Origin of the sequence: Botrimarina sp., assembly GCF_040219535.1 — a bacterium.
Lineage (GTDB): Bacteria > Planctomycetota > Planctomycetia > Pirellulales > Lacipirellulaceae > Botrimarina.
This window is the reverse complement of sequence record NZ_JAVJSH010000020.1, coordinates 634,698-660,891: the sequence shown is the minus strand read 5'-3', so window position 1 is coordinate 660,891 and position 26,194 is coordinate 634,698. Positions and strand designations below refer to the sequence as shown.

Sequence of the window (26,194 nt, the reverse complement as noted above, 5' to 3'; positions counted from 1 at the left end):
ATGCAAACCGACCAGTTCCTCAGCCACCACGGCGTCTCGCGCAACCCGTTCGCCGAGGAGGACGCGCAGACCGACCGCGTGTTCAAGGCACTCTGCTCGACGATCCACCACCCCGCGTGGGACAAGGTCTACGGCGAGCCGACCGACCCGGCCACGTCGCTGGTGTTCGGCGAGAAGGGCGCCGGCAAGACCGCTATGCGATTGCAGATCGTCCAATCGATCGAGAAGCACAACGCCGCGTCGCCCACCGGGGAGCGCGTGTGGGTCGTCGACTACGACGACTACAACCCGCTGCTCGACCGCTTCGCCGACCGCCTGCCCGCCCGCAAGGGCCGCGACGCGTCGCGCGTGCTCGGCGAGTGGAAGCTGTGGGACCACATGGACGGCGTGCTCGCCATCGCCGTCACGGACCTCGTCGACCGCCTGCTCGCCGGGCGGATCGACCGCGGTCAGGCGCGGGGGCTGGACCACGCCCAGCAACGCGACCTGCTGCTGCTCGCCGCCTGCTACGACGACTCCACCGCCGAGCCACAGAGCGAGCGTTGGGCGCGGCTGCGTCGCGCGGTGGGCTACCCGATCTGGCGCGCCGGCGGCTGGTTCACGCTGGGGCTGGCGATCACGCTCGTGATCCTCGGCGTGATCATCGGCTGGCGGGCGTGGGATTGGCTGCAGTGGCCTTGGACTTGGGTGGCGATCGCCGCGGGCTGGGCGCCGTGGGTCACCAAATGGGCCACCCGCAAGTACCGCGCGGTCCGCATCGCCAACAACGTGCGAGTGCTCCGCCGCGATCGTGGCACGCTCTCGGGGATGCTCATGCGGATCCCGGCGAGCGACCTCGAGAACCAGCCACTGCCCGAACGAAAGCGGACCGACGACCGCTACGAGCTGCTCGCCAAGCTGCAGGGCGTGCTGCGGTCGCTCGGGTACGGCGGCGTCGTGGTGCTGGTCGACCGCGTCGACGAGCCCCACCTGCTCGGCGGGCGGCTCGAGCACATCCGCGACTTCGTGTGGTCGATGCTCGACAACAAGTTCCTCCGCCAGCCCGGCGTAGGGTTCAAACTGCTGCTGCCCGCGGAGCTGCTCGAGCACCTGAACCGCGAGGACCGCGACTTCCACCAGCGGGCGCGGCTCGACAAGCAGAACGTGGTGCCGTCGCTCGACTGGACAGCCGACTCCCTCCAGGACCTGGCGAACGCCCGCCTGGCCGCCTGCTCCGACAAGTCGCCGCCGCCGAAGCTGCGCGCCCTGATCGACCCGGCGGTTTCCGACGCGCGCCTGGCCGAAGCAATGCGCGGCCTGCGGACGCCGCGGCACCTGTTCAAGTTTCTGTTCCGCCTGATCACGACCCACTGCGGCCGGCACACCGAGTCGGACCCCGCGTGGCGGATCGAACCCGACACGTTCGAAGCGGTCCTCGCTGTTTACACGCGCGAACAAGCTTCGATCGATCGGGGCCTCGCCGCGACCTGAGCGGTTGGCCCTCGCGTCAACGCCTGCCAGTGGCTTGCGCAGCGTTCCGCCTTCCCCATTCCGCCGTGGGCAAGCCGCCGACCGGCGTTGACCCTCCCGGCCCCCTCTGCAACGCTCCGCCGCGCCGCTCTCGATGGCCGAGGGCGGCGCGGTTGCCAGAATCGATTGGGAGTTTGCCGAGCATGGTCCGGGTCCTCGTCGCCTTGTTATTTGCCGCCGCCGCGGCGGGTTGCGGACAGCCCGAAGAGCCACAAGCACAGCCTCCCCAGGGGGTGAAGGCCGCCGGGGCTGGATCGACCGATCAGAAGGCGATCGCCCAGGTCGCCGAGCGGTTCGTCCGTTCGGTCATCGGCGGCGACCCGGCCGGCGCGGCTGACCTGCTGACCTCCGCGGCACAGACGCGCTACGCCAGCGACCCGTCGATCTTGCCCACCATGGGGCTCGAGACCCAGAGCGTTCTGGTCGGCGAGATCCGCCTGCTTAACGACTCCGAGGCGGGCGTCCAGGTGCTGGTGACCGAGACCGGCGCCGCCGAGGCGTCCGAGCTGGGCTGCTTGATGAAACGCGAGGGCGACCTCTGGCGGGTCTGCGGGCTCGCCAGCGCTTCGGACGGCGCCAATCCAGTGGTTATCAACTTCGAGGCGCCCGTCGCCGCCCAGCCAGGCACGCAGCCGCTGGTGGATGGGGCGTCGCCCCCAGATGAGCGGACCGCTACGGAACAAACGGGCGGAGCGATCCGCTGAGCGCCTGAAGATCGGCAGAATAGGCAACCTAAGCAACATCAAGCGGCCGCCGTCGGGCGGTCGCTTTTTTTTGACTTTCTCCGGACGGCCCCTTTACACCCTGCCGCACCCTGATAGCTTTTTCTGCCCAGGCCGCAAGGTCGATGCAATCCGTGTATTCCACGCAGGATTCGCAAGCCGCCTGAAAGCCTCTCACCGCGAACACAGCCGCGCCACGGTGGCGCGACGCCCGCGGCGGGAGGAGCCTATCGGAGGAACGCGGCCGAGCCGGCTGCTCGGCGATCCTTCGGACCCCGCCCATAGTGCGTCGCCGCGTGCAAGTCGTTTTTGCCGACGCCACCTGCCTTTCTACAGCCGCCTGAGTGCGGCGTCCGTGTCTGGAGAATCCACTGATGAAATTCGCTCACTTCGCTGTTGTGGCCGCTGCTGCGGTCGTGCTGTCGTCGGCCGTCGAAGCCCAGGCGGGCCTGTTCGACTGCTTCAAGAAGGACTCGTGCTGCGCGCCCGAGCCCACCTGCTGCGAGCCGGAGCCCGTTTGCTGCGAGCCCGAGCCCACTTGCTGCGAGCCCGCCCCGGTCTGCGAGCCCGCCCCGGTCTGCTGCGAGCCCGCCCCCGTTTGCGAGCCGGCGCCGACCTGCTGCGAGCCCGAGCCCACTTGCTGCGAGCCCGCTCCGACCTGCTGCGAGCCGGCCAAGAAGCGTTGCGGCCTGTTCTCGCGCCTCCGCGGTCACCGCGGCTGCTGCCACTGAGCCGCCCACGCGGCTGTAGCCCCGCCCGCCGGGGTTGAAGCCGCCGAGCGCAACGAGTCGCCGACCGCCGCCCCCCCGACTGCTGGGGGGCGGCGGTTTTTGTTTGCGCCGTGCGCGGCGGTTTTTGTGGGCGGCTTGGGGCCGGTCGGCCTCGCGGCCGCTGGCGGGGGTTGCTAGCCTCCGGGCTCGTTCCCCCCCGGTGGTCCGGAGCCGAGGCATGCCCGCCTTCCGTGTCCAGCTCGACGCCTACAACGGCCCGCTCGACCTGCTGCTCTACCTGGTCCGCAAGGCCGAGTTGCCTATCGCCCAGCTGCCGCTGGCCGAGTTGGCCCAACAGTACTTGGATTACGTGGCGCTCGTGGAGCGGCTCGACCCGGACGCCGTCGGCGATTTCCTCGAGGTCGCCAGCACGCTGCTGGTCATCAAGTCGCAGAGCGTGCTGCCCGACGCCGAGGCGAGCGCCGGCGAGCCGACCGACGACGAAGCGCCGGTCGAGTCGCCCGGCGACCTGGTCGCCAGGCTGCTGCAGTACAAGGAGTACCGCGACGCCGCGGCCCGGCTCGAGACCGCGCGGCTTGACTGGTCGCGGCGCCGGGTCCGCGTGCAGCCGACCGGCCGAGCCGCCGCCCCCGCCGACGAGCGCCCCATCGAAGGGGTCGAGCTGTGGGACCTGGTCAGCGCGTTCGCGCGGGTGATGCGGGACCGCCTCCAACCGCCAGAGGAGCCGGCCACCGTCCGCTACGACGAAACGCCGATCCACGTGTACATGCAACGCGTCGACCGCCAGCTCCGGCAGTCCCGTGAGCCGACGCCCTTCGAGTGCCTCTTCCCCGAGGGCGAGGTCCACAAGTCGACGCTGGTGGCGGTGTTCCTTGCGGTGCTCGAGCTGGTCCGTTACCGCCACGCGCTCGCCTCGCAGTCGGAGCGGTTTGGACCGATCGCCCTCCTCCCCGGCCCCACGCCCTACGCCGTCGCGGCGTAAGCGCGACGGCTCGGGGGCTCAGGCGACCAACGCCCCCCGCCGGTTTCCTCTCTGGCCTGCCGCGGTGATAATCGACCGCCCCAGGCCGCCCGTGCGACTGCCGTCACGGCCCTACGCTCTCCGATCGCCGCCCCCCGCCCCGCGACGCCCCGTTGCCGAAGAACGCCCCGGTCAAAACGCTCAAGCACGGCGACCTCACGATCGAGGGCTACAGCCGCGCGGCGGTGCAGAGCTACTGGCGGGTGCCCGAGATGAGCCTCGGGTTCGACCTCGGCGTGCAGCCATGGGGCTTCATGGGCACCGAGACGTGGTTCGTCTCGCACGCGCACCTGGACCACATCGCCGCCCTGCCGGTCTACGTGGCGCGGCGGCGGATGATGAAGATGGACCCGCCCACGATCTACCTCCCCGAAGAGAACGTCGACGGCGTCAACCACCTGCTCGCCGCCATCACGAAGCTCGACCGGGGCCGGCTGCCCTGCCAGCTCATCGGCCTAGCGCCGGGCGCCGAGGTCGAGCTCTCGCGCGAGCTGGTGGTGACCGCCACCGCGACCACGCACACGGTGCCCTCGCTCGGCTACGTGGTGTGGGACCGGCGGAAGAAGCTCAAGCCCGAGTACCAAGGCCTCGAGGGGCACGAGATCCGCGACCTGCGACTGGCCGGGACCGAGGTCAGCAGCGAGGTCCGCGAGCCGATCGTCGCGTACCTGGGCGACAGCTCGCCGAAGGGGCTCGACGCGTCGCCGGCCATGTACCGGGCGAAAATCTTGATCGCCGAGATGACGTTCGTCGCCCCCGAGCACCGCAAAGAGAAGATCCACAAGCACGGCCACATGCACCTCGACGACTGGGTCGACCGGGCCGCGCTCTTCGAGAACGAGCTGGTGATCGCCGCCCACCTGAGCACGCGGTACAACGCGCGGCAGGTGGAGCGGATGGTCAAGAAGAAGCTGCCCGACCTGCTCGACGGCAGGCTCCACCTGTGGCTCTAGCCCCCGGCACGCTCCCCCATGGGCGACACGCCGCTAACGGCTTGGCTCGGCCTGATGCTCTACATCGCTTGGGCCCTCGCCGAAGGCGCGATCCACGCCCGGGGGCTGTTTCAGCCCCCCTGCCCTGAGGGCCGCCGGGCCGGGCTCACGTGGCTCCAGACGGCCTTCTTCGGCACGTTTATCGTCGGCTGGCTGGACGCGTCGCTGGTCCGCTGGACCACCGCCCCGCCGGCGTGGGCGCCCGTCGGCTGGATCGGGGTCGTGCTGGTAGCCGTCGGCTTGGTCGTTCGCCTCGCCGCTCGGGTCACGATCGGTCGCAACTTCAGCGCGTTCGTGCAGACGTTCGACTCGCACCAATTGGTCACCACGGGCCTCTATCGCTGGGTCCGCCACCCGGCCTACACGGGCTTCGTTGGCTTCCTCGTTGGCTACCCGCTCTGCTTCATGAGCCTCGCGAGCCTGCTGGTCGCCGCGGCGATCGGCGCGCCGGCCCTGGCGCACCGGATCCGCGAAGAAGAGCACGCGCTGGCCGGCTGGTTCGGCGAGGACTGGGCCCGCTACGCGCAGCAGACGCCCCCCTTATTCCCGCGCCTGAGGTGACGCCGGTTCTGGAAGAGCCGCGGTCGTTCCGCCGTGAGGTCCCCAGCGGCTCAAAAATCCGCGTCGGTCGGCTGCGGCAGGAAGCGGTCGCTGGCTTGGTTGGCCGGCGTGACGGAACGGTCGTAGTACTTCGACCGCTTACTCTTGCTGGTCATCGACTGGGCGTAGACCCGGTCGCTGATGCTGTCGTTCACGTAGGCGACCCGGCCGTCGCAGAACGCCACGTTGACCCCGCCCGGGTGGTTGCTCGACGGGTACGCGAGCCATTCGGGGATCGTGCTGATCGAGTCGGGCGTGACGATCTCGCGCGCCGTGCCGCCGTTGACCCGCATGATCGACTGCACGTTCGGGTTCGTGCTCGTAGTGAAGGGGCCCATCGTGCCGGTCTGGATCGTGGTGGGCAGCTCGTTGTGCCACACGAAGCCGAAGTGGTGCTTCGCGTCCGGCAACAGCTGCTCGGCCGCCGTGTACGTGTAGCTGACCGCGTGGATGTTCTCGGTCAGCATCATCGTCTTGCTGGTCCCGTCGCCGGTGCTCACGTAGTTGATCGACGACTGCAGCACCGGCGCGTCGACGCTCGAGCCGGGGCCCTCGGCGTCGCGCACGTCGGGGTTGTTGACCCAGCCGGAGCCGGGGTCCTGGTTGTTGCGTCGGTTGACGTCGAAGAACACGCCGTTCGCCGCGTACTCGAAGTGCCGCATCGGGCCGCCCGGCCTCGAGGCATCCCCTTCGGCCCACCCCGCGTTGGCCACGTAGGAAGTCGCCGGTGTGCCGGGGATCTCCGGTGGGTCGCTGGGGCACTCCATCACGCTCAGCTGCGGGGTGAACGCCTCGGTGATCCTGCCGTCGCCATCGAAGCTCTTGGTCCACTGGTCCCAGAGCGGCTGCTCCTCGATGTACGGGAACAGCATCACCGACCAGCTGCCCCGCCGGCCCACCACGTACACTCCGTTGGGGGTCTTCTGGGCGCCCTGGTAGGGGAGCTCGTTGGCGTACCCGGGCAGCTCCTGCTGCGTCGAGTCGTAGTTCATCATCGCCGCCGCCAGGTTCTTTAGGTTGTTCACGCACTGCGTCCGGCGGCCCGATTCCCGCGCGTTCTGCACCGCGGGCAGCAACAGAGCGACCAGGATGCCGATGATGGCGATGACCACCAGCAGCTCAACGAGCGTGAAGCCGGCTCGGAATGGCCCGGACGGGGCGAAGGGGCGACGCATTTTCTGGGGTCCTGTCGGGTCGGAGCGGTCGGCTTAACGCAAAAATCGGTCCGGGAGGGGATATTTTTTTTGCGGCATTCCCACCGCCCTGATCGGGGCTTGGCGACCGCCTGGCTTCGCATTGCCGGCGGGCGTTTATTGCCTCAAGCGGCGTAAATGCTTTGCCTAAAGGAGTTTAATTCGCGAGGCGGCTCTTCCCATTGTGCCCGGACGGGCCCGTTCTGTCTACAAACCGCCCGCCCGCCGCTGGAGAACTCCGGCGGCCGCGTCCCAGGGAGGTTGACGGCCGCCCCGCCGGGGGTAATTTATGGAGTGCAGCGTCCAGCTGGTTTTCGCGTGGGCGAAGCATCCGGGCCCGTGGCGGAATTGGCAGACGCGCATGCTTGAGGGGCATGTGCCCGCAAGGGCGTGCTGGTTCGACTCCAGTCGGGCCCACTGATTCGCAAGGCAGGTTATCGCAAGGCAGGTTGAAAGACAGATCGCTGCGAGGCAGCCTGCCAAGCGATGAGCGGCCAGTTGAGCAGCGAAGCGGCAGCCCCGCCTCGCAACTCATCGACGAGCAACCCGCCGACGAGCAACCGAACGTTCGCAGTCCACGGCGGCCATACCAACGGTCGCTGAACCGAACGACAAACCGATCCACCCCGCAGAAACGCGTGGCCTCCGCCCGATTTATCGGTCCGTAGGCCGCGCGTTTCTTGCTGCGCAGAGGCCGCTCGCCCCGGCGAGGGCGGCCGCCCGATAAGAGCCGCCCCGATAAGATCAGCCGCGAGGCAATCCGGCGGCTTACGCCGCTGGCTGGCGCGCATCGGCCGGCCCAACCGGATCGGACCCCGCCCTTTCCTGAAGCCCGAGGCCCAGAGCCTCAGAGATACCGGGAGCCTCAAAGATACCGGGCTTTCTCGAGCGCCAAAAACAGGCACCCCAGCGCCATGGCGACCGTCGCGATCGCCATCATCACCGTATAGATCGACGTGGGCGGCTTCTTGACGACGCCACGCGACGCGGGCGGCGCCATGCCACTAGCCGAGGTTGAGTCGAGTTGCGACACGGTCGCCCTCCTGGATCGGTCCCTTTTGATATCGCACGTCGACGCTCCCCACGGCCCGGTCGGGCGCGGTGCGGAGGATCTTCAGGCGTCCCTTGTAACGGCTGCCGTTGAACACCTCGACGGTGTCGTTCACACGGAGGCCGTCGTCGCTGCCGATGCTGATCTCGACCAGCATACGCCCGTCGCGCCGCTGGGTGCGGCTCACGAGGCCGTCGACCCGCGGCGGCACGCCCTCGGCGGTCGCTTCGGGGTCGAGGCCGTTGGCCTCCATCACCCGCGTCATCCGGCCGGTGTCGACCAGCAGCTCGCGGTTGTATTCCTGGGCGGTTTCGAGGTCGTTCCGGACCGACTGCAGGGCCTCGGTCGCCTTGAGGGCGGTGTCGAAGCTCTTGTCCTTCTTGGCGATCGCCTCGCTGATGTTGTCGCGGAGCTGACCCACCTCGTCGGCGAGCTGGTTGTTGGCCTGCTGTGTCGCGGTGACGGCCGCTACGGCGCCCCGTTCCTTCTCGCTCAACTGGTTCAGCCGCCGCTGGATGGCCGAGTTCTCCTCCGCCAGCCGCGCCGACTCGGTCTCCAGCTTGCGGACCTGCTGCAGCGCGGCCTCGGCCTCGGCCGACAGGCGGCTCTCCAGGGCGTTGTACTCACGCACCTTTTCTTCGAAGCGTTGCCGCTCGTCCTGGTACTGTTGCTGGACCTGGCTGTGCATCTGCTTCCAGTTGCGGTGGGTCGAGAACACGACCACCGACAGCGTCATGAAGATGACGCTCAACACGAACAGCGCCACGACGAGGATCTTGCCGAGCAGATTCATCGATGCGGTTTTCCCTGCGACAAAGTCTCTCCGGCGGCTCGGGGGCCGCTCGGAGCGTTCCGGCGTCATTCCGCCCGATTCGAGCGATCGACGCGTGGCGGGACCGTTTGAACACTGCCTCGAAGGGGGCCAGGTTCGAACGGCGTTCCGGCAGTATAGCTAGCCCGGAAAACGGGTGTCAATTTACGCTATTTACGTAATCTCGTTGCGATACGCGACTTACGACAACCCGCCTGCCTCTACCCGAAAAACCGGCTCAAAGCGAAGCGTCGCAGGCCCGGTAACCGGTCGTGGGTCCGACTGGGACCAGCCGACGGGTCCCCAATCGGCGAGCAACAAGGCAACGCGGCCCCCAGGCAACGCGGCCCCCTCCCCAGGAGCGGACGCGCGGTCGCGTAGCGTCACTGCGGGAAGCACCCGCACGCCGAGCCGCACGGGCCAACAGGCGGGTCGCCGCTGGCCCCGCCGCCCGAGGCCCCGAAGCTGGAAGAGCTGTGGCCGGCCGGGACGCTGAGCAGCTTCTTCAGCCGCTCGCCGCCGCAATCGGGGCAAGCCGGGCGCTGCGACTCGTTACGCACGAGCACTTCCACGTCTTTCTGGCAGTCGTCGCACAGGTACTCGTACAGCGGCATCTTCGGACGCTTTCGGTAAGCGGTGAACGGTTCTCTGGATAGCCTCACGGCGCCGCCAGCGCGGCCCCAACGTCAGGAATACGCATCGGAGTTCAGGGGCGTTCGCCCGGGCGGCGGAGGATTTCGCTGAGGATCACCGCGTCGCGCACGCCGGCGGGGGTCTTGAGAAGGGCCCGGATGCGAGCGGCGGTCGACGCGGGGCGGGGCGCCTCGAACTCGGCGGCGGCCGCTGCGGGGCGTGACCCCAGCCGGCCGAGTCGGTGCTCGAACGTTTGTTGCAGCCGCTCCTCGAGCCGGTCGTCCGCCAACGCGATCGACTCGCCCAGGTGCGCGGCTTGTTCGGCGAGCTGGCTCTCCGGCAGGTGGCGCAGCTGCCGCTGGCGGTCGCGCTGCTCCTGGAGCCGCCGCTGCTGGATCGCCTCGTCGGCCCGGCTGGCGGCCTCGTCGGGGTCAACCAGCAGCTCGATCTGCGACTCCGGGGCCGGCCGCTTCGGCCTCGCCGTCGGCTTGCGGCGGGGGGGTTCTTCAAACGGGTCCAACGGCCCACGCCGGCGAGGACGCTGCGGGGGCTCGTCCGGCTCGGGCCGCGCCGGGCCGACGGCTTGCTCTTCCTGCATCTGCCCGACCCGCCGGAGGAACTCCTCGACCTCCGAACGCAGCTCGCCTTGGTCGGCTTTGGCCTCGACGGGCTCGGCCTGGCGCTCGCGTCCCGCGTGCGCGTCGGCCCGTTGGTCGCGCACCACCTGCCGCGGCGGGAGCTCGACGGGCCTGCCCCCCTGCTGGCCCCCCTGCTGGCCCCGTTTCTCGGCCCGCTCGGCGGCGCGCCGCTTCGCTTCCTCGGCCTCTTTCTGCTCCTTGAACGCGACCATCACCTGCCGCGCCACGACGATCAACAGCACGACGATCGAGCCGATCTCTTGCAGCCAAGCGACCGGCGGCGGGTGGAGCAGGGCTTCGGGCATGGAGCCGGTTGGGGATCGGTCTGGGGAAGGAGGAAAGCGGAAGCTGGAAGGCGGCGCGTCCGGCGCCGATGCGTAGCCCTCTACCGTCGCCCGACTGCTTGTCTCACTTCGCCGTGGCGATCGACTCACGCATGTCCGTGTCTGCCTGCACGTTCCGCAGCCGGTAGTAGTCGAGGATCCCCAGCTTGCCGGTGTGGAACGCCTCGGCCATGGCCCGGGGGACCTCGGCCTCGGCCTCTACCAGTTTAGCGCGCATCTCCTCGATGCCGGCGATGTTTTCCTGCTCTTGCGAAACGGCCATCGCCCGCCGGCCCTCCGCGTTCGCCCGCGCGACCCGCGTGTCGGCCTCGGCCTGGTCGGCCTGCAGGCGGGCGCCGATGTTGTCTCCTACGTCGATATCGGCGATGTCGATCGACACGATCTCGAAGGCCGTCTGCGAATCCAGCCGCCGCGCGAGCACCGCCTTGCTGATCCGGTCCGGGTTCTCGAGCACGTCCTTGTGGCTGGCGGCCGAGCCGATCGTGCTGACGATCCCCTCGCCCACGCGGGCGACGATCGTCTCCTCGGTGGCGCCGCCGATCAGTTGGTCGAGGTTCGCGCGCACGGTGACCCGCGCCTTGACCTTGAGCTGGATGCCGTCCTTGGCGATCGCGTCGAGGCTCGGGCGCTTGCTGTTCTTGGCGGGGCAGTCGATGACCCGCGGATACACGCTGGTCTGGACCGCCTCGAGGATGTTCCGCCCCGCCAGGTCGATGGCCGTCGCCTTCTTGAAACCGAGCTCGATGATCTTCGCCTTGCGGGCGGCGATCATGGAGCGGATCACCAGCGGCACGTTCCCGCCGGCCATGTAATGGGCCTCTAGCGCGCGGGTCGTGACCCCCTCCTCGTCGGTCAGCCCCGCCTGGGTCGCCATGATCTTGCTGCGCACGATCACGGTCGGGTTGACCTTCCGGAAGGTCATCCGCAGCAGGTCGAAGATGCCGATCCCGGCGCCGGTCGTGACCGACTGGATGTAGAGCCGGAAGAAGCGGGCGACGATCGCGAACGCCGCGAGCAACACGAGCCCGCCGATCGCAAAGAGAACAATCCAAACGGGCTGCGGCATATCGGCCGAACGGCTGAAGGAACGGGGGGGAGGGGCCGCCGGTGCGGCGACACAGTTGTTGTAGGGCGGACCGCCGCGCGACACAAGTTTCGGCCTCAACCCGCCGCCGGCGGATCGCCGGGTCGCGCAGCGTGGGTTCGCCAACCAAAGAGCGTCTGAGCCCCGCGGCGTCAGCCCCGGGGAGTGGCGCCTAAACGGATCCCGCTGACGGCTCGGGGCTGACCCCTGGCGCTCAGGTTGGCTCGTCGTCGCCCGGATCGAAGTCGAGCGTGTCGAGGCCCAGCTCCGACGCGGGCCGCGCGAGCGGGTCGGCGTCCGCCGCGGGCGTCGCGGCCTGGTCGCTCGGCGCCGGAGCGCGGCGGACCACGATGCGCGTGCGGGTCGCCTCGACGACCTTCACGTACTCGCCCGGCTCGATCGCCTGCCCCTGGCTGAGCGCGTCGAACATCTGGCCGTCGACCTCCACGGCGCCCGCCGGCAGCATCTTGCTCCGCGCCACGCCGATCTTGCCGATCAGCTCGTCCCGCTCGTCGCGCGGAAGGACCTCGTCCTCGCGCGGCGCAGCGCCCACCAGCACGCGGCCGATCGGCGTCTTCGGCAGGTACAGCAGCGCCAGGTAGATCACCACCGGCGCGAGCAGCACCTCGCCGGCCGCGAAGCCCAGCCCGTAGGTCCACCCCCCCTCGCTGTAAGCGCTGTAGACCGCGCCGATGAACGCCGCCGCCGAGAGGAACCCCAACACACCGCCCGAGGGCACGAACACCTCGGCGATGATCAGCAAGCTGCCGACCACAGCGAGCAGCACGGCGATCGAGACTCCGTCGAGGGCGTTCAAGGGGAGGCTGCAGGCTTGAGGCGGGAGGCTGGAGGAAGCGGAGGCGGTGCTTCGACTTTACCTCGTGGGGCTCACGTGGACAGGCGGCGGACGACGACTCGGTTGGCGTGCGCCTCGACGACTTCGACCTGCTCGCCCCGCTCGACCAGTTCGCCGCGGGTGATCACGTCGACCGGCTCGCCGTCGATCTCCGCGCGGCCGGTCGGAGCGAGGGTGGTGGTCGCCGCGCCGGTCTTGCCCACCAGGTGCTCGTAGTCGGCGAGCTGCTCGCGGCGCTCTTGCTCGATGCGGTCGGCTTCCTCGAGCGGCGCGAGGGTCATCCGGCGGAAGAGCGTCGACTCGGGCAGGTAGGCACGCAGCACCGCGGCGATGGCGATCGTCGCGAAGCCCGCCCCGACAACCGTCGCGAGCGAGTTCCGCAGCTCGACCATCTGCGAGTCGGTCTTCGGCAGGATGAACGTCTGGCTCGCCAGCACGAGCGACGCGATGATCAGCAGCCCGCCGCCGAGGCCGAAGATACCGAATCCCGGCAGCACGATCAGCTCCATCAGCACGAACACCAGCCCCGCCACAAACAGCATCACCTCGAGCCAGTCGGCCGTGCCGTCGAGGAACTTGCTCCAGAAGAACAGCAAGAAAGCCACCGCGGCGATGAACCCGCCGACCCCCAGGCCCGGCGTGTTCAGCTCGATGTAGAGCCCCACCACGGCGATCACCAGCAACAAAGCAGCCAGCCCGGGCGAGGCCAGGGCCTCGACCAGCTCCAGCGCCCAGTTCGGCTCGGCCGTGCGGGGCGGCTCTTCGAAGCCGTAGAGCGCGACCAGGTCGTCGAACTGCTGCACGGTCTGCCACGCCACGCCGAGCTCGGCCGCCCGCGCAGCCGGCAGCGACAGGCGCTCTCCGGCTGCTTTCACCCGCTCGCCGCGGCGCCACGCCTGGGCGTCGGGCTGCTCGTCCAGCTCTTCCGGCGAGAAGATCCGCACCGCGCCGGTCTCCCGGTGGTTGTAGACCGCCAGCTCGATCGACGGGTCGATCGTCGCGGCCAGCAGCGACCAGCCACGCGACGTCTGCTGCGCGAGCGACTCGCGCACCGTCGCCACGGCGGCGTCGAGCTGCGAATCGATCGCGTCGGCGCCGGCGTCGTCGCCCGCGTCCTCGCCGGCGTCGGGGCCCAAGGGCTGTTCGGCGGGCGCGGCGTCGGGCGCGTCGACGCCCCGCAGCTCGGCGCCCTCTTGGATCACGAGTTGATCGGCCGCCAGCGCGACCAAGCTGGCCGGCCCCTCGCTCCGCCGCGGCACGTAGGCGACCGTGCGCGCCTCGCCCGCGCCGAGGTCGGCGAGCGTCTGCGCGAGCCGCACGGCCGCGGCCGGGTCGCCGCCGGACGAGTCGATCCGCACGCCGATCCAGTTCACGCTGTTGCGGTCGATCTCGTCGCCGAGCAGCGATTCGAGCCGACGCACCGAGCTATTCGTGACCGGCCCGGTCAGGTCGACCATGATCGGCCGCCACTCGCCGGTGAGGCCCTCGTCCTCGCGCAGGGCCTCGGTCGGAACCGAAAGGGCCCTAGCGAGGGCCGCCTCGTCGGCCGCCAAGTACTTGGCGACCCCCTCGCGGCGCGCCTCGCGGCCGGTGAACACGGCCAGCGCCCCGCTGGGCGCGAGCACCTCCTCGGCCACCACGGCGCGCTCCGCGCGGAGCGTTTCGAGCTCGCCGCCCGTCACGTACTCCACGCCGCTGTCGGTCTCGACCCGCACCAGCTCGACCGACGCGTCGATCATCGCCAGCACCACCGCCGGCGGCGCGGTCCGCCGCGCTTGGGCGATCTGCTCGTACGAAGCGCGGATGCCCGGCTCGACCGGCCGCGACGGGTCCTCGTCGATCCCCGCCCTGCCCAGTTCCGCGTCGGGCGCCATCGCGATCTCCTCACACGCCAGCGCGATCAGCACCGCGTGGCCCTCGATGGTCTCCGGCACGTAGGCGAGCGTCTTGACACGCGCCATCTGCTCGCTGACGAGGAACCGCGCCAGCCGCAACGCCCGCTCAAACTCCGTGGCGCCCCCGTCCGGATCGGCCGACAGCCGCAGGATTAGCAGCGGCCGCTGGTCGGCGCCGGCGCGTGCTTCGGCCAACAAGCGATCGACCGCCCGCTGCATCCGTCCTTGGTAAGCCGCGTCCTCCGACCCCGTGAGCGGCAAGCGCACCCGGATCGTCGCCACCGCCCGCTCGCCGGCCGCCTCGCCCGCCGGCGATTCCGGCCCGGCTTGCTCCGCGGGCGCGTCGGCCGGCGCTGGGGGGGCTGGGGCCTCCTCGCCGGCGGCGACATCGGCGCACGCGGGCGCCGCGAGCGTCGTCGCGACCAACGCCGCAACGGCTGCCGCCGCCAACCGCCAACGCCGTGTTTGGCTCAAACCGCTCTCCATGTGCTGACTCCCGTGCGCCAGGGGCCGTGCCGACGACCCAACCCGCGCCGCGATTATACCGAGCAGCGCCGCTTTGCGTGCCGATCCGACCAAGCCGTGGCTTCCCCGCCGGTCGTGTCGTAGGCTGAAACGATGGTGAAGCGTCCGGCGCAGCGAGGGCTCGCCACGGTAATTCGTCCGCCAGGCTCGCGATCTTGCCTCCAACCGAAGCCACCAGCGACACGCAACCCGCCGAGAGCCCCCCACCCGCCGGCGCGCGGCAAGAGGCGGCCGGCTGGCTGGCGAGCCTGCTGATCCACGCCGCGGTGCTGCTGCTGCTCGCCGCGTGGACCCTGCCGCCGTTGCCTCTGCCCGCAGCCCTCTCGCTGCTCGGCGAGCCCGCCCTAGAAGAGGACACGGCCGACACGCTCGACCTCGACGACGCGCTCGTCGACCTCGACGTGGAGACCCTCACCCAGCCGCTCGACGCGCCCGAGACCGACACGCCGCTCGACGCGCCCGCGCCGCCGCTAGCGGCGGCCGAGCCGGTCGCCGCGCTCGACCTGTCGTCCCTCGCCCCCACGCCGGCGCTGACCGCGCCGATCAGCCCCTCCCTCTCGGAGATCGCCGGCACGGGGACCGACGGCCGCTCGCCGGCCAGCCGGGCCGCGTTGGTCGCGGCCAAGGGGGGCTCGCCCGAGAGCGAGGCCGCCGTGCAACGCGCGCTGAAGTGGCTCGCCGAGCACCAGAACCCCGACGGGACCTGGAGCCTCGTGCACACCGCCGGCGCGTGCCGCGGCCGCTGCGCGAACCCCGGCCGCGTGCCGGGCGACGACCCGTTCGGCGCGTCGATCTCCAGCGCCACGGGCCTCGCGCTGCTCCCCTTCCTCGGCGCCGGCCAGACACAAGACTCGGGGCGCTACAAGCGCGTTGTCGCCGCCGGGCTCGGCGCGCTCGCGCGGCTCGGCCGTGTCGAGGAGGACTACGCCAGCCTGCCCGGCTTGTCGTGGCGCGACAGCGGGCGGATGTACGCGCACGGCATCAACGCGATCGTGCTCAGCGAGGCCTACGGCCTAACCGGCGACCGCCGCCTCGGCGCCGCGGCCGAGGCCGCGCTGGCGTTCGTGTCGGCCGCCCAAGACCCGGCCGGCGGCGGCTGGCGCTACAGCCCCCAGCGGCCGGGCGACACGTCGGTCACCGGGTGGCAGATCATGGCCCTCAAGAGCGGCTCGCTAGCGGGCATCGCCACGCCGACGACCGTCGTGCGCCGCGCGGAGGGCTTCCTCGACTCGGTCTCCGCGGCCGGCGGCTCGCGCTACGGCTACATGCCCCGCGGAGAGATCGAGGGCCTGGTCGACGCGGCCTACGACGGCACGGCCTCGATGACCGCCGTGGGCCTGCTGTGCCGCATGTACCTCGGCTGGGAGCAGGGCGACCCGCGGCTAGCGAAAGGGGTCGAGTACCTCGCCCAGCGCGGCCCCAGCCAGACCGACTACTACTTCAACTACTACGCGGCCCAGGTCATCTTCCACCAGACCGCCGGCGAGGGCGCGTTGTGGCGCGAGTGGAACGACCGGATGCGCGAGCAGCTCCTCGAGCAACAAGCCGACCGCGGCCACGAGCGCGGAAGCTGGTACGTCGACGACACCCACAACCGCCGCGGCGGCCGCCTGTACACAACAGCCCTGGCCACGATGACCCTCGAGGTCTACTACCGCTACCTGCCGATCTACCAATCCGCCGCGGTCAACACCGGCTTCCCGGACTGACCCACCAACCCCCAAAGAGAGCCCCCAGGCGTCAGCCGGGGGAGCGAGCCACAAGAAGGCGAACCACGAAGGAACGACGGAACCAAGGGGCAGCCGCGAGCCCCCGACGTAAGTCGGGGGTGTGAAGCAGAGGAACCGCGTCAGGCACAGCCTGACCTACGGACTGGCGGTCCTCCTCCGCAGGTGGAGCAGCTTCTGCTAAGTATATGGGTTGGGGTACGGCGGTCAGTTCCGTTCTTTGCACTTGCCGCGTTTTCTTACGGCCTAGTGGAACTTATCAGACACTTCAAACGTTGAACGAAGGTCCCACTCGCTCAATTTGAGCCAGGCCGTTCGACAGTATCTAACGCTAGGCGATCCCCCGGCACGTCAGCCCAATTGTTTGCGCTGTGCCTGACACCGACCGCGCTTTGTCTAAAACTCGACTCACGCATTCTCCAACACCACCCGGTACCGCGCCGCCCCGCTCTCTAGCCGCTCCATCGCCGCGTTGATGTCGCTCATCGCGTAGCGCTCCGTGAGCGGCTTCACTCCGTGGCGCGCGGCGAAGTCGAGCATCTGCGCGGCCCGCACGATGCTCCCCGTCGGCGAGCCGCCGATCGACCTCTCGCCCATGATCAGCGGGAACACCGTGGCGGTCACCTTCTCTGCGGCGCCGACCAGGTGCAGCTTGCCGCCGGGGCGGAGCGTGGCGATGTACGCGTCCCAGTCGAGCGGCGCGTTGACCGTGACCAGCACCATGTCGAACGAGCCGGCCGCCTTCTCGAGGGCGGCCGCGTCGCGCGAGTTGAGGAAGTGGTGCGCGCCCATCTCGCGCGCTTCCTCTTCCTTGTCGGGCGAGGTCGAGAACGCGGTGACCTCGCAGCCCCAAGCCTTGGCGAACTGCAGCGCCATGTGCCCCAGCCCGCCGATCCCCACGACCGCCACCCGGTCGGTCGGCCGGATGTTGTTTTCGTACAGGGGGGCGAACACCGTCAGGCCGCCGCAGAACAGCGGCCCGCAGTCGGCGGCCTCTACCCCGTCGGGGATCGGCAGCGTCCAAGCGGCTTGCGCGCGCACCCGGTCGGCGAAGCCGCCGTGTCGGCCGACGATCGTCCCTTTGGCCGACGCGCAGCGGTTTTGGTAGCCCGACAAGCACTGATCGCACGCCAGGCACGAAGCGGCCGTCCACCCCACGCCCACCAGCTGGCCCTCGGCGACGCTCTGCACCCCCTCGCCCACCGCGACCACCCGGCCGGCGATCTCGTGGCCCCCCACGAACGGGTACTGGGTCATCCCCCATTCGTTCTTCTGCATGCTCAGGTCGCTGTGGCAGATGCCGCAGAACTCGACGGCGACCTCCACCTCGTCGCGCCCCAGCGGGCCCGGGTCGTACTCGATCGGTTCGATCGGCGACTCGGGCGACTGGGCGGCGTAGGCACGGATCATGGCGCTCCCTCGGGGAAGGAATGAACAGCCGGCGCGTGGCGACCGGGCCGCGCGGCCTGCTGGTTGTCTGTAAGGGGGCAGACCGCGGTGGTCAACTATCCGCCGTTGTGACTTACGGCCCGGGATCGGCGATCCAAGACGCAAGCTTCCCGACCAAACCGGCCGCCGCGAGCGCGCCGAAGAGCGCCGCCAACGTGATCATCAGCACGCGGGTCGTGCTGCTCCGCCGCCGCTCGCACTCCGCACAGACCAAGAGCCATTCGCCCTTAGTTGGCTGCCCGGCTTGGTGCGCGGCGCCCGTCGCGTACGACCGGCTGACCAATCGGCCATCGACACGCAGTTTCGCTCCGCAACCGGCGCAGGTGTTCTTGCTCATTGGGTCACCCGCCGGCCGGCCGCGTGTTGTGTCCTCACCGGATCACCCGATCACCATGTGCCCGATCAATCCGAACAGGAACCCGGCCACCGCTCCCAGCGGCGGGATCCAGTCGTTCTTCAGGGGCACGCCGGGGGCGATGTCTTCGAACGTGAGGTAGAGGATTCCGCTGGCGGCGACCAGCATGATCACGGCGACTGTTTGTCGCATGTCCGACAACAGCCACAGGCCGGTAAGGCCGGCCGCCGGGCCGAGCAACGCCATCGCGGCGAACGACCACAGCACCAGCTTCGCGGACATCGGCCCCTCGGCGACCATTTCACGGTACGCGTTGAAGCCCTCGGGCAGGTTCTGAAGGCCGATCAACAAAGCGAGCAACGGCCCGGACGAGTCGCCCCGCGCGAACGCCGCGCCGAGCGCGAGCGCCTCGGGCAGGAAATCGGCGAGCATCGCGGCCAGCTGCCCGGCCGGCCGCTGGCTCTTGTCGAGCCACCGCGATAACAGCATGAACGCCACACCGCCGCCGGACATCGACAGCACGACGCCCCAGATCGGCAGCTCGCGGCTCCCCTCCGGCGCGAGCACCAGCGCGACGGCCGCCAACAACGCGCCGCCGCCGAACGCGACCACGCCGTGGCGGAAGTCGGCGCGCCACGGCTTGTCGCCGAACAGTCGAACGTGGGCCAGCGCGGCCCCGGTGACCATCATCGCGCCGGCCGCGAGGGTCAGCAGAGCGACGGTCGCGGCTTCGCCCATGACTCCTGTCCTCTCGTTCGCTCGCGGCGGCAGACGTGCTGCAGGACGCCGCTGCTAATCGCGCGCCGCGTCGAGCTGGGGGCGGAGCCAGCCGGGGCGGTTGGTCGTGATCGCCGCCGCGCCGAGCCGCTGGTAGTGACGCGCGGTCGGCGGGTCGTCGACCGTCCACACGCCGAACCGCGGGTAGCCCGCGTCGGCCAGCGCGGCGACGAACTCCGCGTCGAACACCCGCGGTTTCGCGTTGCAGCCGAGCCCGTCGGCGCCGCAGCCGCGGAGCGTGTTGATCACGCTGGCCGCGTCGGGCGTCCAGCGGCCGGCCTCTTCGCGCCAGCCCGTGAGCCACTGCGTGGCGAGGCCCGGCAGGCGCTCGCGGCACGCGGCGATCACGTCGCGGTCGAACGAGATGATGCTGAGCTGCTCGTCTGCCAAGCCGGACTCCGCCAGGCAATCGGCGAGCGGACCGACGATCTCGGGCCCGCACTTGATCTCGATGAAGAACAGCTTGCCGGGCGGCACGGTCGCGATGACTTCGCCCAGCGTCGGGATCGGCTCGCCGCGCCACCGCTGGCCCTTCCAGCCGCCGTACTCCAGGCGGCGGAGCTCGGCGAGGGTGCTGTCGGCGACCACCAGCTTCTCGCCGGCGGTGCGCTCTGTGTCCTTGTCGTGCAGGCAGACGATGTGGCCGTCGGCCGTGAGGTGGAAGTCGCCCTCGACGCCGTCGGCCCCCTGCTCCCAAGCCAAGCTGAACGCGGCCAGTGTGTTCTCCGGCGCATCGTGCGACGCGCCGCGGTGGGCGATCAGGTGCTGCGCGTGGCCGAGCGTTGCGCCCATCAGGCAGAGGAACCAGCCGAGGAAGAAAGGGTGCATGCCGAGGTCGTGAAGAGTTGCAGTAGCGGTGCGGGCGGGTCCCGCGCTCTGTGAGAGGCTAACGGCCCGCCGCGCCGCGTGACAGGACGGCCATGGCGAGCGGGGCGGCAGGCGCGAAGTCACTCGCTCGCCGGGGGGCTGTCGCCGGCCGCGCGGTCGAGGCGGATCATCTCGGCGATCACGCCGTCGCAGACCGAATGCGAGCCGCCGTCGGCCGAATTGGTCACGACCATGTAGCTGCGGTCGGTGTTCGGCGCGATCCACACCAGCGCGTACCACAGCGTGTTGCTGCCGTTGTGCCACAACACCTCGCCCTCGCCCCAGGCTCGCTCTTGCAACAGCCACCCGCCCGCGTACTGAGCCTCATCACCCTCCTCGGGCGTGTGCAGCTTGGCGAGGGTCTCAGGCTTGAGCGTCGGGTCCGGCCCTTGGCCGAGGTGAAGCGCCAGGAACTTGGCCCAGTCCTCGATCGAGCAGTGGACCGTGCCCGCCGGGCCGAGCGCCGGGGCGTTGTCCGTTTGGTCGGGGGTCCAGCCGCCGAAGCCGAGCCAGCCCTTGCGGTGGCCCCACGGCTGATCGACCTTGCCGGCCGCGCCCGGCGGGCCGAAGCCGGCAGAGGACATCTCGAGGGGCTCGAACAGCCGCTCGCGCATCAGCTCTTCCCAGGTCTTGCCGGTGATGGCCTCGGCCATCACGCCGGCCGCCGTGTAGCCGACGTTCGAGTAGTGGTGCTCGCCGATCGGCTCGGTCGGCGCGGCGGCGAGCGCCTCGCCGACGAGCGCGACGCGCCGCTCGTGCATCGGCAGGCTCTGCTTGCCCCACCAGTTGGCGTTGGCCGGGAAGCCCGCCCGGTGCGTGACGAGCTGCCACAGCGTGACATCGTGATAGTCGTCGTGGACCCGCGGCTTCAACTCGGGCGCGGCGTCGACCAGCTTGCTGTCCCAGGCGAGCTTGCCCTCGTCGACGAGCAGGCCGAGGAGCGTCGCGGTCATCGCTTTGGTGCACGAGCCGAGGTGCATCTTGTCGCCGGCGGCGAGCGCCGTTTTGTCGCCCGCCTTGCGGACGCCGGCCGCGCCGGTGGCGATCGCGCCGCTCGAGTCGCCGATGGCCGCGACCATGCCGGGCGCGCCGGAGTCGGCGACCGCCTTGTCGACGACCCTCTGGATCGCCGCGTCGAGCGATTCGTCGCCCGCGGCTCCGCCGGCGATCAAAAAGAAGGTCGCGATGGCGGACATCAGGCGTGTCATCTTCCTATGCCAGCTCCTGTTAAGACCACGGATGCCACCTATCGCACGATCGAAGCAAGAAACGGTCATCGAGCAAAAACTGGCCACTGACCACTGACCACTGACCACTGACCACTGACCACTGCCCACTGACCACTGCCCACTGACCACTCACTTCTTCCGCGGTCATAGGATACCGCGCCGCCGCGGCGAGCCACGCGGCGATCTGGTAGAGTGCAACCTCCCCCGAGAGGACCGGGCGGCCGCCGGCGTCGGAGCGATCCGCCGCGGGAGGAAAGTCCGGGCGTCGATGGACAGGGTGGTGGGTAACGCCCACCGGCCGCGAGGCTAGGGCAAGTGCAACAGAAAGCAAACCGCCGATGGGGGTGAGGAGGGTTGAGGGACGAGGGAAGAGGGGCGAGGGAAAAGCAGAGACGGCTTCGCCGTGCGACTTCCCTCTTCCCTGTTCCCGCTTCCCTCATCCCTCCTCACCCCACAGGCAAGGGTGAAACGGTGCGGTAAGAGCGCACCAGCGGGCGGGGTGACTCGCTCGGCTAGGTAAACCCCACCCGACGCAAGGCCAAACAGAGGGCAGAGCTGGTTCCGGCTCGCTACGACCCTCGGGTGGGCCGCTCGAGGCGGCGGGCAACCGTCGCCCTAGAGGAATGGTCGCCGCCGAGCCGAAAGGCTCGGAACAGAACCCGGCTTACAGGTCCTCTCGGGGGATTTTGGATTGCGGATTTCGGATTGCGGATTGCGGATTGCGGAATGAAGCGCAAGCGGAGCTTGTGCCGCGGGTATTCCGCAATCCGCAATCCGAACTCCGCAATCGAAAAAGCCGCCCCGGCCCGTCCAGGCCGAGGCGGCTCGTTGACAGCTATAGGCTCGGAGCCCGAGGTGCACGCACAGCCAGAGTCAAGCCGGCGACTCGCTTGCGAGGCGCCCCGCGTCCTCCGGTCTGCAGCCTCCAGCCTCCAGCCTCCAGCCTTTACTCAGAACCCTCCGCCCAGCGGCGACTGGCCGTTGCCGTGGTGGTGGCCCGGGGCCGGCGCGCCGGTCAGCGAGGGCGAGCCTTGCGGCGGCTGCTGCGGCTGCGGCGCCGGCGAGGCCGCGCGGCGCTTCGGCAGGGCCGTCTGGTCGGCCGGGATCAGGTCCTGCTCGATCATCTGCAGCAGCTTGCTGATGCACAGCTTGTTCATGCTGGTCCGCAGGTCGTGGGCCTCGGTCCGCAGGTACTCGTGCATGCTCTTGGGCAAGCGGACCGTGATCACCCGGGTCGGCTCGCTGTCGCTGTCGGCGGTCGCTTTGCTCTCACGCAGCTTCACCAGCATCTTCTGGATCTGGGCGAACTCGGGCGAACGCTCGAACTCGGTCAGGTCGTCGAAGTTGGGGAACGTGCGACGGACGATGCCGTCGATACCCATCACCTCGCGGAAGAAGGTCACCCAGTCGGGCGACTGCTGGTAGAGCCGCTCGGCCACCTGCAGCAATTGCTGGTACTCAGGCTTTGGAGCGGTCGTTTGAGCGGGGGCTTGGTGGTTCGTAGCGGCGTTCTCTGTAGCAGGGGAGGTCAGCACGGGGTCCGTCTCCGTCCAGTCGTGCGGGGAGCGGGGCCAACTCCAGCCCCACGTAACGCTGGCATTCTCCCTAGCCAGCAAACGCCCCACCTCAGCCCGTGATGGCGCCAGCATTTACAGCGATCGCGGCCAACTGCCTATATCTCGTCACCCCCTGCCCAATCGACGGGCACGCCCGCGGCGCCCAAAAGCTGAGCACGGCCACTTTTCCCACCTCGGAGGGTGTCCAGTGCCTTTTCCGCCGCCGGACTTGAGCGAAAAGCCCGGGTTTCTGGCGAAAGGCAGAAAAAAGCCCGGCGGGCCGAACGGCCTGCCGGGCTCGATGAACGCGTGCGGGTCGGGATAGATTCCGCGGTTGGCCCCGCTGGGCCCGACCGCTAGCAACCCCGCTCATCCCATCTGGTCGCGGACCCGCTCCAGAAGCTGCTTGGTCAGCCGGACCCCCTCGTACTCGCTCGGCTCGTCCCCCTCCCACTCGATCCCGACGTAGCCCGAGTAGCCCGCGTTGAGCACGATCTTCATGATCCGCGCGTAGTCCGAATCGGTCTCCTCGCCGGCTTCGTTGAAGTTGTGGCTCTTGGCCGACACGGCCTTCGCGAACGGCATCAGGTCCTTCATCCCTTGGTAGCGGTCGTACCAGACCGCGTCGGGCGTGCCGCGGCCACTGATGCAGAAGTTGCCGAAGTCCGGCAGCGTGCCCACGTTCGGCCGCCCGACCCGTCGCATCACGCCGGCCAGCCACGCGCCGTTGCTGCTCAGGCCGCCGTGGTTCTCGACCAGCACGCTGAGGCCGTACTGGTCGGCGACCTCGCCCAGCCGCCCCAGCCCGTCGGCCGCCAGCGCGAGCTGCTCCGCGTAGCTCCCGCTCGACTGGGCGTTGACGCGGATCGAGTGGCAGCCCAGCGTGCGGGCCGCCTCGAGCCACTTCTTGTGGTTCTCGACCGCCTGCTTCCGCTGGCCCTCGTCGGCGTCGCCCAGGGCGCCCTCGCCGTCGACCATGATCAGCAGGCTCCGCACGCCCAGGTCGTCGCACCGCTGGTTGAGCTCGGCCAGGTAAGCCGAATCGGTCGCCTTGTCCTTGAAGAACTGGTTCACGTACTCGACCGCGTCGATGCCAAACTCCTCTTTGGCGATCCGCGGGAACCGCAGGTTGTCCTCGCCATCGCGGCCCAGGCTCCGGTGCAGCGACCACTCCGCCAGCGAGATCCGGAACGGCACGACCTTCTTCTCGGCCCCCCACACCCCCCCGGGCGCGGCGGCCAGGGCCGCCCCGGCGGCGGCGGTCTGCAGGAATCGACGGCGCGGCAAGTCTCGGGCGGGCATAGCAACAACCTCACAACAGGCGGCAGCGGAAGAGAACCAAAGAGAGGACCCCCTATCGTCGCCCGCCAGCCGCCCGCGTGCAATCGGGAAGGAGCGGCGGAGTGGGGAGTTGCGAGTTGCGAGTGGGGAATCAACGGCGCCCGCCTCCCGCCTCCCGCCTCCCGCTTCCCCCGTCCCCCGTCCCCCGTCCCTCGTCCCTCTACCAACCCGTTGACCCCCCCGACCCCCCTACCGAGAATCCACCCTCCCAACAAACCACTCATCGAGGCCCCACGGCCAAAGGGCGCGCTGGCGGACAATCCCGCTCCCGGCGCGAGCCCTCCCGCCTACCGCCTCCCGCCTACAGCCTAGCGACGCAGGAGCGCCCCCCATGTCCGCCACCCGAATCACGATGCAAGACGGCCAGCTCGTCGTGCCCGACGCGCCGATCGTGCCGTTCATCGAGGGCGACGGCACCGGGCCCGACATCTGGCGCGCCAGCCGGCGCGTGCTCGACGCGGCCGTCGAGAAGGCCTACGGCGGCGGCAAGAGCATCGCTTGGAAAGAGGTCCTCGCCGGCGAGAAGGCCTACAACGAGACCGGCGAGTGGCTCCCCGAGGCCACCCTCGACGCGTTCCGCGAGTACCTCGTGGGCATCAAGGGCCCCCTCACCACCCCCGTCGGCGGCGGCATCCGCTCGCTCAACGTGGCCCTCCGCCAGATCCTCGACCTGTACGTCTGCCTCCGCCCGGTGCAGTACTTCGAGGGCGTGCCCTCGCCGGTCAAGCAGCCGGAGCTGACCGACATGGTCATCTTCCGAGAGAACTCCGAGGACATCTACGCGGGCGTCGAGTTCGCCGCCGGCACCGACGACGCCAAGAAGGTGCTCGACTTCCTCGCCAAGGAGTTCCCCAAGAGCTTCGAGAAGATCCGCTTCGGCACGATCGACAAGACCTCCGCGTGGAAAGAGCAACTCGGCCACGGCTCCGACGCCAGCCTCCAGTGCGGCGTGGGCATCAAGCCCGTCAGCAAGCAGGGCACCCAGCGCCTGGTGCACGCGGCGATCGAGTACGCGATCGCCAACGAGCGCGACAGCGTGACCCTGGTGCACAAGGGGAACATCATGAAGTTCACCGAGGGCGCCTTTAGGGACTGGGGCTACGAGCTGGCGGCGGACGCATTCGACGCCGAGCCGCTCGACGGCGGCCCCTGGCAAATCATCAAAAAGGGCAAGCACGGCGCGAAGACCGACATCGTCATCAAGGACGTCATCGCCGACGCGATGCTCCAGCAGATCCTCCTGCGCCCGGCCGAGTACAGCGTGCTGGCCACGCTGAACCTCAACGGCGACTATATCTCCGACGCGCTCGCCGCGTGCGTGGGCGGCATCGGCATCGCGCCGGGCGGCAACATCAACTACGTGACCGGCCACGCGATCTTCGAGGCCACCCACGGCACCGCGCCGAAGTACGCCGACCAAGACAAGGTGAACCCGGGCAGCGTGATCCTGTCGGGCGAGATGATGCTCCGCCACCTGGGCTGGAACGAAGCGGCCGACCTCATCATCAAGGGCCTCAACGGAGCGATCGCCGCCAAGACCGTCACCTACGACTTCGAGCGCCTGATGGACGGCGCGACGCTGCTGAAGTGCAGCGAGTTCGGCGAGGCGATCGTGGAGAAGATGGGGTGAGGAACTAGGAACTAGGGACTAGGGACTAGGGACGGGGGACGGGGGAACTCGTCCGCCGAGCCGCGACCGTCAGGGAGCGACCAACCCACGCCAACGCCGCGATGAGTTACCAACGCCGCAAGATCTTGAAAGCGCTCAAGAAACTCGGGTTCGACGTGATCCGCGAGGGCGGCAAGCATACAATCTTTGCGAACGCCCAAGACGATCGTATCGCGGTTCCGCGACACAACGAGATCAAGCGCGGCACGGCCCGCGGGATCGCGGCCGACGCCGGCGCGGATTGGTCCGATTTCGAGCGAGAGATCACATGAAGCTCTATCACGTACGCGTTGAGCAAGAAGACGGCTGGTACGTCGGAACCGTGCTCGACCGCCGCGGCATCTCCACCCAAGGACGAACTCTCGACGAGCTCGTCTACATGGTGCGCGACGCCATCGCTCTGGCGTGGGAAGAGACCGACGTGCAGCTAGAACTGGTCATCGCCGCCGATGTCGAGTTCGTCGAAGACAGCGAGCGCTGGGAGCCGACAACCGCAAGCTGACGCCCCCGCCGAGCCGCGACGCCTCAGCGAGCGACCAACCCACGCCGACGCCGCGACAGGGCCTCCCCCCCTGTTCGCGGCGTTTGGCGTTTTCTGGGTCGTTCCCCGGGGCTTACC

At 69.5% G+C, this 26,194-nt stretch carries 25 protein-coding genes, 1 tRNA gene and 1 other RNA gene; 12 read left to right on the top strand and 15 right to left on the bottom strand.

Going from position 1 to position 26,194, the window contains the following annotated elements; all coding sequences use genetic code 11:
- From RIC11_RS13040 to RIC11_RS13015, 6 genes are all read left to right on the top strand, one after another.
- Complete coding sequence (locus RIC11_RS13040) at nt 1-1,470, top strand: hypothetical protein (protein WP_350211922.1); 1,470 nt, start codon at nt 1-3, stop codon at nt 1,468-1,470.
- Between the two features lie 182 nt (nt 1,471-1,652).
- Complete coding sequence (locus RIC11_RS13035; protein ID WP_350211920.1) at nt 1,653-2,213, top strand: hypothetical protein; 561 nt, start codon at nt 1,653-1,655, stop codon at nt 2,211-2,213.
- 392 nt (nt 2,214-2,605) lie between these two features.
- Nucleotides 2,606-2,962, top strand: coding sequence for a hypothetical protein (locus tag RIC11_RS13030; RefSeq protein ID WP_350211918.1), 357 nt, complete (start codon nt 2,606-2,608; stop codon nt 2,960-2,962).
- Nucleotides 2,963-3,179: 217 nt separating this feature from the next.
- Nucleotides 3,180-3,944, top strand: a complete 765-nt coding sequence (locus RIC11_RS13025; protein ID WP_350211916.1) for a segregation and condensation protein A — start codon at nt 3,180-3,182, stop codon at nt 3,942-3,944.
- A 152-nt stretch (nt 3,945-4,096) separates the two neighbouring features.
- A complete protein-coding gene (locus RIC11_RS13020) occupies nt 4,097-4,936 on the top strand; it encodes an MBL fold metallo-hydrolase (RefSeq protein WP_350211914.1) in 840 nt (279 codons plus the stop codon).
- Between the two features lie 18 nt (nt 4,937-4,954).
- Entirely contained in the window at nt 4,955-5,536 is a 582-nt protein-coding gene (locus tag RIC11_RS13015) for a methyltransferase family protein (protein ID WP_350211912.1), read from the top strand.
- Nucleotides 5,537-5,586: 50 nt separating this feature from the next.
- On the opposite strand, the gene RIC11_RS13010 is transcribed toward RIC11_RS13015, so the two are convergent.
- Complete coding sequence (locus RIC11_RS13010) at nt 5,587-6,750, bottom strand: DUF1559 family PulG-like putative transporter (protein ID WP_350211910.1); 1,164 nt, start codon at nt 6,748-6,750, stop codon at nt 5,587-5,589.
- A 351-nt stretch (nt 6,751-7,101) separates the two neighbouring features.
- Here RIC11_RS13010 and RIC11_RS13005 point away from each other — a divergent pair.
- Nucleotides 7,102-7,185: transfer RNA gene (locus RIC11_RS13005), tRNA-Leu, on the top strand.
- A 448-nt stretch (nt 7,186-7,633) separates the two neighbouring features.
- On the opposite strand, the gene RIC11_RS13000 is transcribed toward RIC11_RS13005, so the two are convergent.
- The 7 genes from RIC11_RS13000 to RIC11_RS12970 form a co-directional block, all read right to left on the bottom strand.
- Nucleotides 7,634-7,768 (bottom strand): hypothetical protein, encoded by a 135-nt coding sequence (locus tag RIC11_RS13000; protein WP_350211908.1) that lies wholly within the window; start codon nt 7,766-7,768, stop codon nt 7,634-7,636.
- A gap of 4 nt (nt 7,769-7,772) precedes the next feature.
- Nucleotides 7,773-8,612: a hypothetical protein gene (locus RIC11_RS12995; RefSeq protein WP_350211906.1), complete on the bottom strand. Its 840-nt coding sequence runs from the start codon at nt 8,610-8,612 to the stop codon at nt 7,773-7,775.
- Nucleotides 8,613-9,013: 401 nt separating this feature from the next.
- The gene (locus tag RIC11_RS12990; RefSeq protein ID WP_350211904.1) at nt 9,014-9,244 is read right to left on the bottom strand and encodes an FmdB family zinc ribbon protein; all 231 of its coding nucleotides are present in this window, start codon (nt 9,242-9,244) and stop codon (nt 9,014-9,016) included.
- Between the two features lie 92 nt (nt 9,245-9,336).
- Complete coding sequence (locus RIC11_RS12985; RefSeq protein ID WP_350211902.1) at nt 9,337-10,206, bottom strand: hypothetical protein; 870 nt, start codon at nt 10,204-10,206, stop codon at nt 9,337-9,339.
- 103 nt (nt 10,207-10,309) lie between these two features.
- Nucleotides 10,310-11,311: a flotillin-like protein FloA gene (gene floA / locus RIC11_RS12980; protein ID WP_350211900.1), complete on the bottom strand. Its 1,002-nt coding sequence runs from the start codon at nt 11,309-11,311 to the stop codon at nt 10,310-10,312.
- Nucleotides 11,312-11,543: 232 nt separating this feature from the next.
- Nucleotides 11,544-12,146: an NfeD family protein gene (locus tag RIC11_RS12975; protein WP_350211898.1), complete on the bottom strand. Its 603-nt coding sequence runs from the start codon at nt 12,144-12,146 to the stop codon at nt 11,544-11,546.
- Nucleotides 12,147-12,217: 71 nt separating this feature from the next.
- Nucleotides 12,218-14,566 (bottom strand): NfeD family protein, encoded by a 2,349-nt coding sequence (locus RIC11_RS12970; RefSeq protein ID WP_350211896.1) that lies wholly within the window; start codon nt 14,564-14,566, stop codon nt 12,218-12,220.
- A 194-nt stretch (nt 14,567-14,760) separates the two neighbouring features.
- Here RIC11_RS12970 and RIC11_RS12965 point away from each other — a divergent pair, with 194 nt between their 5' ends.
- Nucleotides 14,761-16,314: a hypothetical protein gene (locus RIC11_RS12965; protein ID WP_350211894.1), complete on the top strand. Its 1,554-nt coding sequence runs from the start codon at nt 14,761-14,763 to the stop codon at nt 16,312-16,314.
- 426 nt (nt 16,315-16,740) lie between these two features.
- Here RIC11_RS12965 and ahr read toward each other — a convergent pair whose 3' ends face one another.
- The 5 genes from ahr to RIC11_RS12940 all read right to left on the bottom strand — a co-directional run bounded on the left by ahr (nt 16,741) and on the right by RIC11_RS12940 (nt 20,988).
- A complete protein-coding gene (gene ahr / locus RIC11_RS12960) occupies nt 16,741-17,742 on the bottom strand; it encodes an NADPH-dependent aldehyde reductase Ahr (protein WP_350211892.1) in 1,002 nt (333 codons plus the stop codon).
- A gap of 112 nt (nt 17,743-17,854) precedes the next feature.
- Nucleotides 17,855-18,118: a hypothetical protein gene (locus RIC11_RS12955; protein WP_350211890.1), complete on the bottom strand. Its 264-nt coding sequence runs from the start codon at nt 18,116-18,118 to the stop codon at nt 17,855-17,857.
- Between the two features lie 42 nt (nt 18,119-18,160).
- Nucleotides 18,161-18,874, bottom strand: coding sequence for a ZIP family metal transporter (locus RIC11_RS12950; protein WP_350211888.1), 714 nt, complete (start codon nt 18,872-18,874; stop codon nt 18,161-18,163).
- 54 nt (nt 18,875-18,928) lie between these two features.
- On the bottom strand, nt 18,929-19,741 hold the full coding sequence (locus tag RIC11_RS12945; RefSeq protein ID WP_350211886.1) for a glycerophosphodiester phosphodiesterase: 813 nt from the start codon (nt 19,739-19,741) through the stop codon (nt 18,929-18,931).
- Nucleotides 19,742-19,860: 119 nt separating this feature from the next.
- A complete protein-coding gene (locus tag RIC11_RS12940; protein WP_350211885.1) occupies nt 19,861-20,988 on the bottom strand; it encodes a serine hydrolase domain-containing protein in 1,128 nt (375 codons plus the stop codon).
- A gap of 226 nt (nt 20,989-21,214) precedes the next feature.
- On the opposite strand from RIC11_RS12940, the gene rnpB reads away from it, so the two are divergent.
- Nucleotides 21,215-21,692: RNase P RNA component class A (gene rnpB, locus RIC11_RS12935), an RNA gene on the top strand.
- 267 nt (nt 21,693-21,959) lie between these two features.
- Here rnpB and RIC11_RS12930 read toward each other — a convergent pair.
- Both RIC11_RS12930 and RIC11_RS12925 read right to left on the bottom strand, forming a co-directional pair.
- Complete coding sequence (locus tag RIC11_RS12930) at nt 21,960-22,544, bottom strand: hypothetical protein (protein WP_350211883.1); 585 nt, start codon at nt 22,542-22,544, stop codon at nt 21,960-21,962.
- A 390-nt stretch (nt 22,545-22,934) separates the two neighbouring features.
- Nucleotides 22,935-23,867, bottom strand: coding sequence for a sugar phosphate isomerase/epimerase family protein (locus RIC11_RS12925; RefSeq protein WP_350211881.1), 933 nt, complete (start codon nt 23,865-23,867; stop codon nt 22,935-22,937).
- A gap of 370 nt (nt 23,868-24,237) precedes the next feature.
- On the opposite strand from RIC11_RS12925, the gene icd reads away from it, so the two are divergent.
- The 3 genes from icd (at nt 24,238) to RIC11_RS12910 (ending at nt 26,077) form a co-directional block, all read left to right on the top strand.
- Nucleotides 24,238-25,536: an NADP-dependent isocitrate dehydrogenase gene (icd, locus tag RIC11_RS12920; protein WP_350211879.1), complete on the top strand. Its 1,299-nt coding sequence runs from the start codon at nt 24,238-24,240 to the stop codon at nt 25,534-25,536.
- Nucleotides 25,537-25,637: 101 nt separating this feature from the next.
- Entirely contained in the window at nt 25,638-25,847 is a 210-nt protein-coding gene (locus tag RIC11_RS12915; protein WP_350211877.1) for a type II toxin-antitoxin system HicA family toxin, read from the top strand.
- Nucleotides 25,844-26,077, top strand: a complete 234-nt coding sequence (locus RIC11_RS12910) for a type II toxin-antitoxin system HicB family antitoxin (protein ID WP_350211875.1) — start codon at nt 25,844-25,846, stop codon at nt 26,075-26,077. The genes RIC11_RS12915 and RIC11_RS12910 overlap by 4 nt, the downstream gene beginning before the upstream one ends.
- Nucleotides 26,078-26,194: the final 117 nt, after the last annotated feature.